17 protein-coding genes are annotated in these 15,820 nt (G+C 69.2%); all 17 read right to left on the bottom strand.

The window, feature by feature from the left end; all coding sequences use genetic code 11:
• Positions 1-393: a PilZ domain-containing protein gene (locus AABA78_RS16475; protein ID WP_171412879.1), complete on the bottom strand. Its 393-nt coding sequence runs from the start codon at positions 391-393 to the stop codon at positions 1-3.
• Between the two features lie 75 nt (positions 394-468).
• Complete coding sequence (locus AABA78_RS16470) at positions 469-1,131, bottom strand: CoA transferase subunit B (RefSeq protein WP_338264014.1); 663 nt, start codon at positions 1,129-1,131, stop codon at positions 469-471.
• A 4-nt stretch (positions 1,132-1,135) separates the two neighbouring features.
• Positions 1,136-1,837, bottom strand: a complete 702-nt coding sequence (locus AABA78_RS16465) for a CoA transferase subunit A (protein ID WP_014397004.1) — start codon at positions 1,835-1,837, stop codon at positions 1,136-1,138.
• 12 nt (positions 1,838-1,849) lie between these two features.
• Positions 1,850-3,031, bottom strand: a complete 1,182-nt coding sequence (locus AABA78_RS16460; RefSeq protein WP_338264013.1) for a thiolase family protein — start codon at positions 3,029-3,031, stop codon at positions 1,850-1,852.
• Between the two features lie 145 nt (positions 3,032-3,176).
• Positions 3,177-4,883 (bottom strand): 30S ribosomal protein S1, encoded by a 1,707-nt coding sequence (locus AABA78_RS16455; RefSeq protein WP_120563302.1) that lies wholly within the window; start codon positions 4,881-4,883, stop codon positions 3,177-3,179.
• A gap of 280 nt (positions 4,884-5,163) precedes the next feature.
• Positions 5,164-6,309, bottom strand: coding sequence for an acyl-CoA dehydrogenase family protein (locus AABA78_RS16450; protein ID WP_171412882.1), 1,146 nt, complete (start codon positions 6,307-6,309; stop codon positions 5,164-5,166).
• Positions 6,310-6,340: 31 nt separating this feature from the next.
• Positions 6,341-6,817 carry an AgmX/PglI C-terminal domain-containing protein gene (locus AABA78_RS16445; protein ID WP_338264012.1) on the bottom strand — a complete coding sequence of 159 codons (477 nt, stop codon included), beginning with the start codon at positions 6,815-6,817 and terminating at the stop codon, positions 6,341-6,343.
• Between the two features lie 9 nt (positions 6,818-6,826).
• A complete protein-coding gene (locus AABA78_RS16440) occupies positions 6,827-7,969 on the bottom strand; it encodes an acyl-CoA dehydrogenase (protein ID WP_120530068.1) in 1,143 nt (380 codons plus the stop codon).
• 35 nt (positions 7,970-8,004) lie between these two features.
• Positions 8,005-8,628: a hypothetical protein gene (locus AABA78_RS16435; protein WP_338264011.1), complete on the bottom strand. Its 624-nt coding sequence runs from the start codon at positions 8,626-8,628 to the stop codon at positions 8,005-8,007.
• Position 8,629: 1 nt separating this feature from the next.
• Positions 8,630-9,406, bottom strand: a complete 777-nt coding sequence (locus AABA78_RS16430; protein ID WP_338264010.1) for an enoyl-CoA hydratase-related protein — start codon at positions 9,404-9,406, stop codon at positions 8,630-8,632.
• A 23-nt stretch (positions 9,407-9,429) separates the two neighbouring features.
• Positions 9,430-10,278, bottom strand: coding sequence for a 3-hydroxyacyl-CoA dehydrogenase family protein (locus tag AABA78_RS16425; RefSeq protein ID WP_171412886.1), 849 nt, complete (start codon positions 10,276-10,278; stop codon positions 9,430-9,432).
• A gap of 59 nt (positions 10,279-10,337) precedes the next feature.
• The gene (locus tag AABA78_RS16420; protein ID WP_338264009.1) at positions 10,338-10,787 is read right to left on the bottom strand and encodes a hypothetical protein; all 450 of its coding nucleotides are present in this window, start codon (positions 10,785-10,787) and stop codon (positions 10,338-10,340) included.
• A 4-nt stretch (positions 10,788-10,791) separates the two neighbouring features.
• Positions 10,792-11,301, bottom strand: coding sequence for a hypothetical protein (locus AABA78_RS16415; RefSeq protein ID WP_338264008.1), 510 nt, complete (start codon positions 11,299-11,301; stop codon positions 10,792-10,794).
• Between the two features lie 28 nt (positions 11,302-11,329).
• The gene (apbC, locus tag AABA78_RS16410) at positions 11,330-12,418 is read right to left on the bottom strand and encodes an iron-sulfur cluster carrier protein ApbC (protein ID WP_338264007.1); all 1,089 of its coding nucleotides are present in this window, start codon (positions 12,416-12,418) and stop codon (positions 11,330-11,332) included.
• A 154-nt stretch (positions 12,419-12,572) separates the two neighbouring features.
• On the bottom strand, positions 12,573-13,175 hold the full coding sequence (locus AABA78_RS16405) for a hypothetical protein (RefSeq protein ID WP_338264006.1): 603 nt from the start codon (positions 13,173-13,175) through the stop codon (positions 12,573-12,575).
• Positions 13,176-13,264: 89 nt separating this feature from the next.
• Complete coding sequence (locus AABA78_RS16400; protein ID WP_338264005.1) at positions 13,265-14,008, bottom strand: TFIIB-type zinc ribbon-containing protein; 744 nt, start codon at positions 14,006-14,008, stop codon at positions 13,265-13,267.
• 47 nt (positions 14,009-14,055) lie between these two features.
• Positions 14,056-15,744: a signal peptide peptidase SppA gene (gene sppA, locus AABA78_RS16395; RefSeq protein WP_338264004.1), complete on the bottom strand. Its 1,689-nt coding sequence runs from the start codon at positions 15,742-15,744 to the stop codon at positions 14,056-14,058.
• Positions 15,745-15,820 lie beyond the last annotated feature (76 nt).

The following is a 15,820-nucleotide window of genomic DNA, read 5'->3' as shown; positions in this document are numbered from 1 at the left end:
CTACTTCCGGGTCGCACTGCCACGCTCGTCCGCCGGCAGGGCTTCCCGCAGGCGCTCCACGAACGCTTCGATGCGCGACCGCTTCTCGTCGTCAACGTCCAGGAACTCCACCGCCATCCCCGGCACCTCGCCGCCCGTCGTGCCCTGGGCGTTGGTCCGGGTCACCTTCCCCGACAGGTCCACCGGGAAGCTGGCCCCCGGCAGCGACACCAGCAGGCGCACCACCGTGCCCACCGGCAGCGGCTGCTGCGTGTTGATGTAGAGCCCGCCGCGCGACAGGTTCACCGCCCAGTCCGTCACGAAGCCCGCCACCGTGCGGTACGCCACGGGCAGCTCATGGTCGATGCGGTGCGCGCGAGGCGCGGGGACGGGCTTCTCCGAAGTGTCGGCCATGAGGTGCTCCGCTCCTCGGGGGATGGTGGCTTCCGTCTCACCCGAGGAGACGGAAGCGCACCCTAGCACCCTACGTCAGGCGGGAAACTTCATCTCGCGCAGGTCGGGCGCGATCTTCAGCTTCGGCTCGGTGAGCTGCTGCACCCGTTCCACCGTCAGTCCGGGCGCCAGCTCCCGCAACACGAGCCCCTCCGGAGTCACGTCGATGAACGCGTGGTCCGTGACGATGTGGTGCACGCACTTGAGGCCCGTCAGCGGCAGCGAGCACTTCTTCAAAATCTTCGGCTGCCCGTCCTTGTTGGCGTGCTCCATGGCCACGTAGATGCGCTTGGCACCCACGGCCAGGTCCATGGCGCCGCCCATGCCCTTCACCATCTTGCCGGGGATCATCCAGTTGGCCAGGTCACCCTCTTCGCTGACCTCCATGGCGCCCAGCACGGCCAGGTCGATGTGGCCGCCGCGGATCATCCCGAAGGACAGCGCGGAGTCGAAGAAGGCGGAGCCCTTCACCACCGTCACCGTCTCCTTGCCCGCGTTGATGAGGTCCGGGTCCTCCGTCCCCTCCTCCGGATACGGCCCGATGCCGAGCAGGCCGTTCTCCGACTGGAGCACCACCTCCACCCCGTGCGGGATGTAGTTGGGGACGAGCGTGGGGATGCCGATGCCCAGGTTCACGTAGAAGCCGTCCTTCAGCTCCTGGGCGATGCGCTGCGCGATCTGTTCACGAGTCAGGGGCATGGCTTCAGGACGCCTTCTTGCGGACGGTCCGCCGCTCGATCCACTTCTGGAGGTTCTGCGCCTGCACGATGCGGTGCACGAAGATGCTCGGGATGTGCACCTGGTCCGGGTCCAGCTCTCCCGGCTGTACGATGTGCTCCGCCTCCACGATGGTGACCTTGGCGGCCATGCACATCATGGGCGTGAAGTTCCGCGCCGTCTTGTGGAACACCAGGTTGCCCCAGGTGTCCGCCTTCCAGGCGTGGACGATGGCGAAGTCGGCCTTCAGCGGCGTCTCCAGGACGTGGAGCCGGCCGTCGATCATGCGCGACTCCTTGCCCTCGGCCACCTGGGTGCCCGCGCCCGTCGGCGTGAAGAACCCGCCGATGCCGCAGCCCCCGGCGCGGATGCGCTCGGCGAGCGTGCCCTGCGGGTTCAGCTCCACCTCCAGCTCGCCGGAGAGGAACTGCCGCTCGAACTCCTTGTTCTCCCCCACGTAGCTGGCGACCATCTTCTTCACCTGCTTGTTCTGCAGGAGGATGCCCAGCCCCAGCTCCGTGGTGCCGCAGTTGTTGGAGATGATGGTGAGGCCCTTCACGTTCTTCTTGTGCAGGGCCGTGATGAGGTTCTCGGGGTTGCCGCACAGCCCGAACCCACCACTCATGAGGGTGATGTTGTCCGGGATGTCGGCGACCGCCTCGTCCGCGCTCGCGTAGACCTTGTTCATGCGGTCAGGTCCTCAGCGCTCGACCATCAGCGCGATGCCTTCGCCGCCGCCGATGCAGAGCGACGCCACGCCGCGCTTCTTGTCCTGGTCCTTCATCGTCTGGAGCAGCGTGACGAGCACGCGCGCACCGGAGGCGCCAATCGGGTGGCCGAGCACCACCGCGCCGCCGCGCACGTTCACCTTGGACGGCTCCAGGCCGAGGATGCGGTTGTTGGCGATGGACACCACGGAGAAGGCCTCGTTGATCTCCCAGAGGTCCACGTCCTTGGCGGTGATGTTCTGCTTCTTGAGCAGCGTGTTGATGGCGTCCGCCGGCGCGATGGTGAACTCCACCGGCTTGCGGGCCGCCTGCGCGTAGCCCTTGATGCGGCCCAGGATGGTGCGGCCTTCGGCCTTCGCCTTCTCCTCGCTCATCAGCACCAGCGCCGCGGCGCCGTCGTTGATGGAGGACGCGTTGGCGGCCGTCACGGTGCCGTCCTTCTTGAACACGGGCTTGAGGCCCGGGATCTTGTCCGGCTTGGCGTTCTTGGGGCCCTCGTCCTCGGAGACGGTGGTGAACTCATCCGGCTTCTTGCCCGGAATCTGGACGGGGACGATCTCCGCGGCGAACAGGCCTTCCTTCTGGGCCTGGATGGCGCGGCGGGTGGACTCCAGCGCGAACTCGTCCTGCTGCGCGCGGCTGATGCCCTGGGAGGTGGCGCACTCCTCGGCACAGTTGCCCATGTGGACGTTGCCGTATACGTCCCAGAGGCCGTCGTTGATCATCGCGTCCTTGAACTCCACGTTCCCCATGCGGGCACCGCCGCGCATGGTGTGGCTCAGGTAGGGCGCGTTGGACATGGACTCCATGCCGCCCGCGACGATGACGTCCGCGTCACCCAGCGCGATGGCCTGCGCCGCGGCGATGACCGTCTTCAGGCCGGAGCCACAGACCTTGTTGAGGGTGACGGCCGGGACGGAGTCCGGGAGGCCCGCGAAGATGGCCGCCTGGCGGGCAGGCGCCTGGCCCACGCCCGCCTGGAGGACGCAGCCCATGATGACCTCCTGCACGGCCTCCGGCTTCACGCCCGCGCGCTCCAGCGCCGCCTTGATGGCGATGGCGCCCAGCTGCGGGGCGGTGAGCTTGGACAGCGCTCCCTGGAAGGAGCCGATGGGGGTACGGGCCGCGCCCACGATGACGACTTCACGAGCCATGGAACTGTCTCCTTGAGAGGGAACTGAGAGCTGCCAGGAAGGTTTGGATGCGACTTATCACGGCCGGTTTCGGGCGAATCAAATGGAAACGGCCGGGCTCCCGATTGGGAACCCGGCCGCTATTCACGTCATGACGTTGGGCTGATTACTTCTTCAGCTTGGAGGCCATCACGTCGCCCAGGCGGGCCTTGGACCCTTCGGCCTGCTTGCGCAGGTACTCGCGGTAGTCCTCGCCCTCGCCGATGAGCGCCTTGATGGACAGCGCCACCTTGCGGTCCGGGGTGTTGATGTCGATGAGCTTCACCTCGACATCCTGGCCCTCGCTCACCACGTCGCGGGGGTTCTCCACGCGCTCTTCCTTCAGCTCGGAGACGTGGACGAGGCCCTCGATGCCCGGCTCGATCTCCACGAACGCGCCGAAGTCGGTGACCTTGGTGACCTTGCCCTTCACGCGGCTGCCCACGGGCAGGCGCTCGGAGAGGGTCTCCCAGGGGTCCGGCTGGAGCTGCTTGATGCCCAGGCTGAAGCGCTCGTTCTCGACGTCGATGTTGAGGACCACCGCCTCGACCTCGTCGCCCTTCTTGAACATCTCGCCCGGGTGCTTGATGCGCTGGGTCCAGGAGATGTCGGACACGTGCACCAGGCCGTCCACGCCCTCCTCGACACCGACGAACACGCCGAAGTCGGTGACGTTGCGGATCTGGCCCTTGATGACGGAGCCGATCGGGTACTTGTCCTCGAGCAGCGTCCAGGGGTTCTGCTCGATCTGCTTCATGCCCAGCGCGATGCGCTTGGCCTTCGGATCGATGTCGAGGACGACGGCCTCCACCGTCTGGCCGACCTCCAGGATCTTGGACGGGTGCTTGAGGCGCTTGGTCCAGGACATCTCGGACACGTGCACCAGGCCCTCCACGCCCTGCTCGATCTCGATGAACGCGCCGTAGTCCGTGATGGACACGACCTTGCCGGCGACGCGGGTCCCGACGGGGTACTTCTCGTCGGCGCGGTGCCACGGGTCCTCCTGGATCTGCTTGAGGCCCAGGCTGACGCGCTCCTGCGCGGGGTCGAACTTGAGGACGACGACGCGCACTTCGTCACCGACGTTGAACATCTCGCTGGGGTGACCGATGCGGCCCCAGGACATGTCGGTGATGTGGAGCAGGCCGTCGATGCCGCCGAGGTCGATGAAGGCGCCGTAGTCCGTGAGGTTCTTGACCACGCCCTTGAGGACCGCACCCTCCTTGAGGTTCTTGAGGGTCTCCTTCTTCATCTCCTCGCGCTGCTTCTCCAGCAGCACGCGGCGAGAGAGGACGATGTTGCCGCGCTTCTTGTTGAACTTGATGACCTTGAACTCGAATTCCTTCGAGATGTACTGGTCAAGGTTGCGCACAGGGCGGATGTCGACCTGGGAGCCGGGGAGGAACGCCTTCACGCCGATGTCGACGGAGAGGCCGCCCTTCACGCGTCCGACGATGGTGCCCTTGACGATCTCATCACGCTCGCACGCGGCGGAGATCTCGTCCCAGATGCGCATCTTGTCGGCCTTCTCCTTGGAGAGGACGACCATGCCGGTGTCGTTCTCGCGGCTCTCCAGGAGGACCTCGACGGGGTCGCCGGCCTTGACCGTGACTTCCCCGCGGGGATTGGTGAACTCGGAGATCGGGACCTGACCCTCGGACTTGTAGCCGATGTCCACGATCGCGAAATCCTTCGTCACCTGCACGACCGTGCCCTTGACGATCTCGCCTTCCTTCAGGATTCCGTCGCCGCCACGCTCCTTGAGCGAGGCCTCGAACATCGCCGCGAAGTCTTCGTCACCGCCGTCGATCTGCTGGTTCACGTTCTGCTGCATGAAGTGGAAGTCCTTGGAACGGTACAACTGCCCCCTGTTGAGATGGGTGCGCGGCCGCCTGCGGGGAGCGACGGGAAACCGCGATTGTCCCTCGAACAGGGACGCAAGGCTGGTTGGAAGCCGCGCACCCTAGACACCTGGGTTTCCGGGAGTCAAGTGGGGCGCCGCGCCATATGGTGATCCGTGTTCTATGAACACCCGAGCGGCGCCGCACCTCTGGCGCCTGCCGGGGCCCCCTTGCCCGCCCGCCCTGTGTGGGACAGGCGAAGCGCACCTACCCCTACCCTTCCCGCCGGAACGTCTCGCGGGCGATGACCATCCGCTGCACCTCGCTGGTGCCCTCGTAGATGGTCTGCACGCGGGCATCCCGGAAGTAACGCTCGACCGGGAACTCGTCGATGTAACCGTAGCCGCCGTGCAGTTGCACGGCCTTGTCCGCGACCTTGTTGCTCATCTCGCTGGCGAACAGCTTCGCCATGGAGGCCTCGCGGGTGAACGGCTGGCCGGCCTCCTTGAGGGCGGCGGCGCGCAGGGTGAGCAGCTCCGCCGCGTCCAGCTGTGTGCGCATGTCCGCCATCATGAAGCGCGGGGCCTGGAGGTCCGCCACGGCCTGGCCAAAGGCCTTGCGGTCCTTGGTGTAGGACACGGTCGCTTCCAGCGCCGCGCGGCCCGTGCCGCACGCCTGCGCCGCGATGCCGATGCGGCCGCCGTCCAGCGCCATCATGGCCAGGCGGAACCCGTCGCCCTCCTTGCCCAGGAGGTTGGCCGCGGGCACTTCGCAGTCCTCGAAGGTGAGCCCCACGGTGTTGGACGCGCGCAGGCCCATCTTGTCCTCGTGCTTGCCCACGTGGAGGCCCTTGGCGCCGCCCTCCACGATGAAGCAGGACAGGCCCTTGTTGCCGGCCTGGCCCGTGCGGGCCCAGACGACGATGACGCCCGCGTAGGCGCCGGAGGTGATCCACTGCTTGCTGCCGTTGAGCACGTACACGTCGCCGCGCTTCGTGGCGGTGGTGCGCATGGCGCCCGGGTCGGAGCCCGCGTGCGGTTCGCTCAGGGCGAACGCGCCGACGATGGCCTCACCGGACGTGATGCGCGTGACGTACTTCTCCCGCTGCGCGTCGTTGCCGGCCGCGTGGATGAGCTCCCCGCACATGTTGGTGACGGCCATGGCCACGGACACGGAGGCGTCCGCGGCGGCCATCTCCATCATGGCCAGCGCGTAGGACACGACGCCCGCTTCCGCGCCGCCGTACTTCCCCGGCAGGTTCACGCCCAGCAGGCCCACTTCGGCCAGGGCCTTGAAGACTTCCGGGTCGAAGCGCTCCTCGCGGTCCGCGGCGCGGGCGTGCGGGGCCACGCGCTCGCGGGCGAACTTGCGCGCGGTGTCGCGGATGAGCGTCTGGGTCTCGGTGAGGTCGAAGTTCACGGGCGCGGGTGTCCTGAGCGCGGCTGGAGCGCTACTCGATGGCCTTGAGGTTGAACGGGTACTCGATGGGGTGGTCGCGGCCGTCCGGGGGCTTGGGGAAGTCCATGGACGACAGCACCGCCACCACGCAGTCGTTGAGGCCCGCGTCCTTCAGCGTGCTGCCGTGCTTGTCGATCTTCGCGCTGCGCACGGTGCCTTCCGCGGTGATGGTGAAGGTGGTGCGCAAGAGGCCCTCCACCTTCTTGTCCTTCTCCACCATGTGGTCCTCGTAGCACTCCTGGATCCGAGGCATGTGGTGGGCCATCACCTGGCGGATGGAGTCCGGGGTGAAGGGCAGCCGGCTGACGTCCAGCCCGTCGTCCTTCTTGGGCGCGGGCGTCGTCGCAGGGGCCGTCTGGGTCGCGGCGGGCGTGGCCGCGGCCTTCTTCTTCGACGTGCCCTGGGCGAGCGCCAGCGGGGCGCCAAGGCCCAGGGACAGGAACAGCACGGGGAGGAGCGCGCGCTTCATGGCGGGTGACTACTCCTTCAGCAGGTTGGCGGAGATGACGATGCGCTGGATCTCGCTCGTCCCCTCGTAGATTTCGGTGATGCGCGCGTCGCGCACGTGGCGCTCGGCGTCCATCTCCTTGCTGTAGCCCATGCCGCCGTGGATCTGCAGGGCCTTGTTGGCCACGCGGCTGGCCATCTCGCTGGCGTAGAGCTTGGCCATGGCGCTCTCCGGGCTGTGGCGCACGCCCTTGTCCTTCATCAGCGCCGCGCGCCACACGAGCAGGCGGGCCGCGTCGATCTCCATGGCCATGTCGGCGATCATGAACTGGATGGCCTGGTGGTCGCGGATGGGCTTGCCGAAGGTCTTGCGCTCACCGGAGTAGCGCACCGCCTCCTCGAAGGCCGCGCGCGCGATGCCCAGCGCCTGGGACGCGATGCCGATGCGGCCGCCGTCCAGGGTGGACATGGCGACCTTGAAGCCCTCGCCCTCCTTGCCCAGGCGGTACTTCTCCGGCACGCGCATGTCCTCGAAGAACATGGAGCAGGACCAGGCGGCGCTGATGCCCATCTTCTTGTCGGGCTCCGCGCGGGTGAAGCCGGGGGTGTTGGTGGGCACGAGGAAGGCGGTGATGCCCTTGTTGCCCGCTTCCTTGTTCGTCATCGTGATGAGGACGATGGCGTCGGCCTTGGGGCCGTTGGTGATCCAGTTCTTGGAGCCGTTGATGATGTACTCGTCGCCGCGCTTCACGGCGATGGTCTTCTGGGCGGCGGCGTCGCTGCCGGCCTCCGGCTCCGTCAGGCCGAAGCAGCCGATCTTCTGGCCGCTGGCGAAGGGCTTGAGGAACTGCTCCTTCTGCTCGGGGGTGCCGAACTTGGACACCGGGTCGCAGTAGAGCGAGTTGTTCACGCTCATGATGACGCCGGTGGAGGCGCAGCCGCGCGAAATCTCCTCCATGGCGATGGCGTAGCAGACGTTGTCCAGGCCCGCGCCGCCCCACTCCTCCGGTACGGCGATGCCCAGCAGCGACAGCTCCGCCAGCTTCTTCACCGCGTCCGTGGGCCACGCGTGCTGTTCGTCCCACTTGCGGGCGTTGGGGATGAGCTCCTTGGCGGCGAACTCGCGGCACAGCCGCTGGATCTCGCGCTGGATGTCGGTCAGCTCGAAGTTCATGGTGGACCTCCCATAGTACGGGGTCCGCCCGGGGGCTACTCCGAAGACGCCCCGCCGTCCTCGGGGGCGGGAATCCGGGTCCCAAAGAACATCGCCAGCGGCACCGTCACGTCGAAGGACACGTCCGTCCGAGCCCCCGCGTCCGTCCACGCCCTGCGCACCACCACCGACACCGTCCAGGGTTGGGTGTCCCGGTGCCGTTCAATCAGGTCATAGGTGAGCCCCACCCCGGCCACCCCGCCCTTCCCGTCCCCGCCCCACACGCCCGCCCCCTCGGCCAGCACGCCGATGCGGTACGCGTCCGGGAACGCATACGCGCGGGCCCCCGCGAGCAGCCGGAAGGTGGACGGCCGCAGCCGCAACTGGGGCTCCACGAAGGGCGACAGGATGAGCGTGGGCCCCAGCACGCCGGGTACGTCCAGGGGCGGCGTGGCCCACGGGTGGATGGGCCAGGAGAGCACCCAGTGGGCGCCGTCGCCCCACTCGCGGCGCAGGTCCGGGATGGCGGGCTCCAGGAAGCACAGCGTGTAGAGACACAGCGTGCGCTTCCAGGAGACCAGGGCCGGAGCGCGTTCCAGGCGCTCCGGCTCGGCATCGGCCCGGGCCGGCGGCGCGGCCAGGAAGCACAGCAGGCTCCCGGCCGCGACCGCGCGCTTCACGTCACTTGCCCTGGAAGTTGGCAGGACGCTTGGCCAGGAACGCGGCCATGCCCTCGCGCTGATCCTCCGAACCGAAGAGGACCGCGAAGCCCTGGCGCTCCAGCTCGTTGGCGGCGCGCAGGTCCTGGTCCGCGCCGTACTCCACCACGCGCTTGGCCTGGGCCACCGCGAGCGGGCCGTTCTTCAGGATCTTGGCGGCCACCGCCTTGCAGTGGGCCATGAGCTGATCCGGAGGCAGCACCTCCAGCACCAGGCCGATCTCCTTCGCCTTCGCCGCGTCGATGCGGTCCGCGGTGAAGAGCAGCTCCTTGGCGCGGGCGCGGCCCAGCAGGCGCGTGAGGCGCTGCGTGCCGCCGAAGCCCGGGATGACGCCCAGGGTGACTTCCGGCACGCCCAGCTTGGCCTTCTCCGACGCGTAGATGAGATCGCACCCCAGGGCCAGCTCCAGGCCGCCGCCCAGCGCGAAGCCGTTCACGGCCGCGATGGTGGGGATGGGCAGGTTCTCCAGGGACGCGAAGACGTGGTGTCCCAGCGCGGAGAACTCGCGGGCCTGCGCGGCGCTGATGGTGGACATCTCCGCGATGTCCGCGCCCGCGACGAAGGACTTGTCCCCGCCGCCGGTGACGATGAGCGCGCGCGTGTCCTCCTTCAGCGAGCGCAGCGCGTGGTCCATCTCGTGGAACGTGGCGCTGTTGAGCGCGTTGAGCGCCTTGGGGCGGTCCACGGTGAGGATGGCGATGGCGCCGTCCTTCTCGAACTTGATGTTCTGGTAGTCCATGTGCGTGGTGTCTCCGGAAAGGCCTAGTACTTGTAGAAGCCGCGGCCGCTCTTCTTGCCGTACCAGCCGGCGTCCACGTACTGACGCAGCAGCGGGCACGGGCGGTACTTGGAGTCACCCAGGCCCTTGTGGAGCACCTCGGCGATGTAGAGCACCGTGTCCAGGCCGATGAAGTCCGCCAGCTGCAGCGGGCCCATGGGCTGGTTGGTGCCCAGCTTCATCGCGGTGTCGATGTCCTCCGCGGTGCCCAGGCCCTCCATCAGCGCGAAGCAGGCCTCGTTGAGCATGGGGATGAGGATGCGGTTGACGATGAATCCCGGGTAGTCCTTGGAGACCACCGTCGTCTTGCCCATGCGCTCGGCCATCGCGCGGATGGTGGCGTAGGTCTCATCGCTGGTGGCCGCGCCGCGGATCAGCTCCACGAGCTGCATCACCGGCACCGGGTTCATGAAGTGCATCCCGATGACGGCTTCCGGGCGCTTCGTGGCCGCGGCGATGCGGGTGATGGGGATGGAGGACGTGTTGGTGGCGAGGATGCCGCCGGGGCGGACGACCTCGTCCAGCTCCAGGAAGATGCGGCGCTTGAGGTCCTCGTTCTCCGTGACGGCCTCGATGGCGACGTCCACGTCCTTCGCGTCGCGAGCGCTCGTGAAGGTGGCGAGGTTCGCTTCGGCGGCCTGCTGCTTCGCCGCGTCCAGCTTGCCCTTCTCCACCAGCTTCTTCAGGCCGGCCTTGATGCGGTCCGCGCCCTTGGCGAGCCCGTCCTTGTTGACGTCCACCAGCGACACGCGGAGGCCCGCCTGGAGCGCCACCTGCGCGATGCCCGCGCCCATCTGCCCTGCACCGACGACGACGATGTGTTCCGTTGCCATGGCGTCTTCTCTCCTGTGCCGGCGGCCATAACGCACGCCCCCAGGAGGGTCAACGACGGTCAACGGCTGATGGCGGGCAGCCTCGGCTGGCGGACGATGGCCTCACCCTCGCCCACCGTGAGCCGTTCCTCCACGCGCACGCGCTGTTCGCGCCCCTCCACCTTCACGAACAGGAGCGCGCGGAAGGTGCCCTCCGGCAGGCGCATCTTGAACGTCACCTCCGGGGGCGGACCGTTCGCGAAGAAACGCTCCTCGCGCTTGAGGATGTGCTCCTCGTCGTCCAGCACCTGGAGATCCAGGGCTCGCGCGCTGCTCCAGCCGTCTCCGGTGAGCTGGAAGATGATCTGCCGCTCCGGCAGGTCCGTGGCCTTCCACAGCCACAGCCCCACCGCCACGATGGCGATGAGCGCCAGCCGCTTGGGCAACGGGTGCGTGCGCCAGCCAGGCCGCGGCTTGGGGGGCGGTGCCGGAAGCTCCGGCGCGGGCGACGTGGGGACCTCCTCCGCCACGTCCCTACTCCCGCTTCGAGCGCTTGGAGGCCGGCCGGCGCGCGTTCACGTCGGTGATGACCACGCGCGCGGTGGGCGCCTCCGCGGCCTTCTTGGAGGACTTGGCGTGCGGCTCCGGCGCGGGCGCCTCCTCGGACTTCTCCGACGGCACCAGGCGGATCTGCGCCTTGACCTCCACCGTCATGCCGGAGAGCAGCTTGAGGAACTCGTCGCGCAGCTTCTCCGACTGCATGAAGCGGCGCAGCTCCTCCGTGACGACGCGGCTGATGTCGTCCTTGGTCTTCTCCGCCTGGGAGAGGATGAAGCCCAGCGCCTCCTTGGGGAGCTTCAGCTGGCCGGCGAGGGCACGGATGCCCTCCTCGCCCATGAAGACCGCGCCCATGCCGGCCACCGCCATGCGCCGCACGAAGTCCGGCACGAAGCCGCCCGAGCGGCTCTCCCGCCCGGGCTGCTGCTCCGAGTCGTCGTCGAACAGCGGATCAGGCGGGAGGTCGTCGTTGCCGGCCGGGGCCATGCGGGGTCTCCTTCACGTCAGTTGAGCCCTACCGGGCCTGCATCACCGGCAGGGGCACGCTCTTCATGGACTGCGCGGACACGCGCCCCGCCACGGCACGGGCGACGTCCTGGAAGGCCTTCGCCTCCGGGCTGTCCTTGTGCCCCACCACCACCGGCACGCCGGAGTCTCCCGCCTCGCGCACCTTGAGGTCGAGCGGGATCTCCCCCAGGAATGGGATGCCGAACATCTCCGCGGCCTTGCGTCCGCCGCCGTGGTTGAAGATGGGCGTGCTCTTGTTGCAGTGCGGGCAGATGAACTGGCTCATGTTCTCCACGATGCCCAGCACGGGGATGTGGACCTTGTCGAACATCTGCTTGGCGCGCACCACGTCCGCCAGCGCCACGTCCTGCGGCGTCGTCACCAGCACCGCGCCCGCGGCCCGCACGGACTGCGACAGGGTCAGCGCCACGTCGCCCGTGCCCGGGGGCAGGTCCAGGATGAGGTAGTCCAGCTCCCCCCAGTTCACGTCGCGCACCAGCTGCATGAGGGCGCCGTGGAGCATGGGGCCGCGCCAGATGAGCGCCTGATCCGCCTCCACCAGGAAGCCGATGGACATGATCTTCAGGCCGTGGGCGACCAGCGGATCCAGCGTCTTGCCGTTGGGGCTCACCGGGCGCTTGTCCGCGGTGCCCGTCATCAGCGGCACGGAGGGGCCGTAGAAGTCCGCGTCCAGCAGGCCCACCTTGGCGCCGTGCTGCGCGAGCGACGTGGCCAGGTTCACCGCCACCGTGCTCTTGCCCACGCCGCCCTTGCCGGCGCCCACGAGCAGGATGTTCTTCACGCCCGGCAGGAGCGCCCCGCCGCCACCGGAGCCGCCGGCGACGCCGCGTACCTGGGCGCCCCACTCGATGTCGAAGGACTTCAGGCCCGGCACCGCCTTGAGCGCGGCCTCCGCGTCCGCCTGGATCTTCCCCTTCATGGGACAGGCGGGCGTGGTCAGCTCGATCTTCAGCTTCACCGTGTCACCGGTGACGCGCACGTCCTTCACCATCCCGGCCTTCACCAGGTCGACGTGCAGTTCGGGGTCGATCACCTTCGACATGGCCGTCATCACATCGGCCTGGGACACGCTCATCGGGACACCTGAAACCTTTTGAAAACAGGCGTTTGCACGCTTGAAGGGGGGCGGAGATTGCCAGCACTCCGGGGGCTGTCAACGTCGTTTAACGCACATCTCCGGAGGCTGCCCGGCCTTCCACCCTGCTTGGAGCGCGCGCGGCTTCTGGCCGTCATTCGATGGCCGCCACGCGGTACTCGCCGTCCTCCAGCACCAGGCGCACCGCGCGCTCGCCGCCCAGGGGGAACAGGGCCTCGCCCGCCGCCACGCGCACATGGGTGTTGAGGGCCAGCCGGGCGCGGCGCAGGCGCTCCTTCGCCAGGGGCTCCCGTTCGAAGTCGTCGCGCAGGCGCTCCGGCGTGTAGCGGGCCCTCAGCGGCGAGGCGAGCAGGCCCCACGCGCCCTTCCAGTCGCGGGACTCCACCTCGTCCAGGAACTTCTTCAGCGCCGCCCGGGGGACGTCCGCGGGGCGGGACTCCACCACGCGCCAGTCCTCGCCCTGGCGGGCCAGCGTGACGGACGGGGCCCGGGCCTCCAGCACGCCCGCACCCGTGCGGACGGCGGCGGCGCGCTCCTGGCGGGCGGCGGCGTCGGAGTACTCCTCCAGGAAGGCACCCTCGCCCTCCGGGCCGCCAGTCGTCAGGCGGTAGGCGTCCGACAGCCGGTTCTCCTCCAGCGCCTTCGCGTACGCCTCCGCCACCGAGGCCGGTTCGCGCGAGGCGGTGGCACAGGCGGTGCCCAACAACAGGAGGCTCAGGGGAGCGAGGCGGGTCATCACTGGCGCGGCAGGGTAGACCCCGGCCCCCGGGTGGGCAATCTCCCGTCGGCGCTCGGGCTCCAGCCGGGCGGGCGGCGCGCGCGGGGTCAGCGGCGGAACAGCCGGAACAGCTCGATCACGATGTCCGCCAGGTCGAAGGTGTCCTCCATGTCCATGGACGGCATGGTGCTCGCGTCCCGGCTCTTGGGCAGGCTTTCGCCCGACACGGCGCCCTTCGGACGGTGCTCGCGGCAGTAGATATCGCCGTTGAACGCGAACGCCTGGGGGACGGAGACCTGGAGGCCGCACTGGACGCAGGCCAGGGGGGAGCGCACGCCCAGGCCGCCCGTGGGGGAGTCCGACGGCGGCAGCGGGGCCGTGGCGCCCGGGGCCTTCCATGGATCCGCGCCGCCATCCGTCGCGGGGGCGACCTCCCAGCCCTTGGACACGGGCGGGGCCTTCTGGGGCGTCACGTCGGCATGCTCCAGGGCCTCGAACTTGCCCGCGTCCAGCCAGGTGCCGCCGCAGTGTGTGCACAGGTCCACGTTGCAGACGCGCGCGTTGACCAGCGCCAGCCGCGCGCCGCAGCCGGGACAGCCCACGGGCTCGCCGTCGCAGGTGGCACAGACGGCCATGGCGCGCGGAATCAGGTGCCCACCCTTGCGGCACCGGGACGCGGCCTGCCTCGCCGCGTTCAAGAGCGGCTTGAGCGACGGCCGGTCCGGGAAGCGCTCCAGCTCCCCGCGGTCGAAGTACAGACCGTTGCAGCGCGGACAGACGTCCACCTCCACGTCGGAGGCCTGGACGACGTTCAACGTCTGGCTGGGGCAGACCGGGCAGGAGCGGGCCATGCGGCGCATGCTAAGGGGCCGCTCCGTCTGGCGAAAAGGGGCGACGCCTATTCGATGTGCCTGGACGAACCGGAGCCCTGAAGGCTCCAGGCCGCGGTGCAGAAGGCATACGTGGCCGGGTGCGCCGCGCCCATCAGCAGCTTGAGCAGCGACAGCTTCGCCTGGGCGCCGCCGTAGCGCACGATGTCGAAGTCGTCCGACGGGACGCGCGCCTCCTCCAGCGCGTGGCGGCAGACCTCCTCGAAGCCGCCGATGCGGTCCACCAGCCCCGCCTCCTTCGCGCGCAGCCCTGAGTAGACGCGCCCCTCCGCGCGCTGGTGGATCTCCTCCTTCGTCCGGCCGCGCGCCTGGGCCACCAGCTCCAGGAAGGACTGGTAGCTCTCCTCCACCTCGCGCTCCAGCGCGGCGCGCTCGTGCGGCGTGAAGCCTCGGGACGAGGAGAAGAAGGCCGCGTTCTCGCCCCGCGCCAGCGTGGTGCGGTGGATGCCCAGCTTCTCCAGCAGCTCGCCGTACTCGAACTTGCCCACGAACACGCCGATGGAGCCCACGACGGCATGGGGCGCGGACCAGATCTCCTTCGCGCCGATGGCCGCCATGTAGCCGCCGCTCGCGCAGACCTGATCCACGTACGCGATGACGGGCTTCTGCTTCGCCACGCGCTTCACCGCCTCCAAGATCTGCTCGGACGCGAGCGCGGATCCGCCAGGGCTCGCCACCGCCAGCACCACCGCCTTCGCGCGCTTGTCCCTGCCCGCCCGCCGCAGCGCCTTCACCACCGTGTCCGCCGCCGCGAACCGGCCCGCGCCGCCGCTGCCCGGGATGATGATGCCCGCCACGTCCACCACCGCCAGCCGGGGCTTGCGGCGCAGCCGGCGCCACTTCACCGGCGGGAACGCGAGCGTCGCCAGGTACGCGTCATACGTGGGCACCGGCGGCTCCTCGTCCTTCTTCGCCTCCAGGCCCAGGTGCGCGCCCAGGTCCGCCTCGTGGACCAGCCCGTCCACCAGCCCCGCGTCCAGCGCCCGCTTCGCGCTGTAGGGGCCCGCGTCGATGAGCGCCCGCGCCTCCTCCGGCGTCTTGCCCCGGTCGCTGGAGAGGGCCTCCACCAGGACGGCGTAGCGTTCGTCCAGGAAGGACTCCAGCGTCTGTCGCTGGATGTCGGACACCTTTCCGTCCGTGAAGAGCTCCGGCGCCGTCTTGTAGTCGCCGCGCCGGGCGAAGTGCGCGTGGATGCCCACCCGGCCGAAGGCCTCGCCCAGCACCGTGGCCTGGGCGGCGTAGCCCACCAGCTCCACCCGGCCCATGGGGGCGAGCAGCACCTCGTCCGCCGCGCCCAGCACGGGGTACGCGTCCGTGTCCACCATCACCGCCCAGGACACCACCCGCTTGCCGGCCGCCTGGAAGTCCGACAGCAGGCCGCGCAGGGCCTCCCGCCGGGAGTCCGGGATGCCCAGGCCTTCAACCTCCAGGAGGATGCCCTCCACCTTCGGATCCGCGGCCAGCACCTTCAGCGCCCGGCCCAGCGTCTCCAGGGACGTCACCGTGGCGGGCTCCACCGGGGTGCCGCCCAGGCGGAAGCGGGGCACGGGGCGCGGGCGGTACGGCAGGCTGCCCGCGAGCCGGAAGCGGACCCACGTGGGCCGCTTGCGCGCCGCCATCAGACGAAAGGGCAGGCCCAGGAGCAGCCGCAGCCCCAGGAGGAGGTTCGCCAGCAGGAGCAAGGGAAGGCGGAGCATCCCGCGCGCCTAACGCCCCGCGCCGGGCGAAGCAACCCCTGTTCACCCGCCCCGGGAGGCTCTGTTAGGCTCAAGG

It is taken from the genome of Corallococcus caeni (assembly GCF_036245865.1).
GTDB classification, from domain to species: Bacteria; Myxococcota; Myxococcia; order Myxococcales; family Myxococcaceae; genus Corallococcus; species Corallococcus caeni.
Note: the sequence above shows the minus strand (reverse complement) of the source record. Positions and strands in the feature narration are given on the sequence as shown.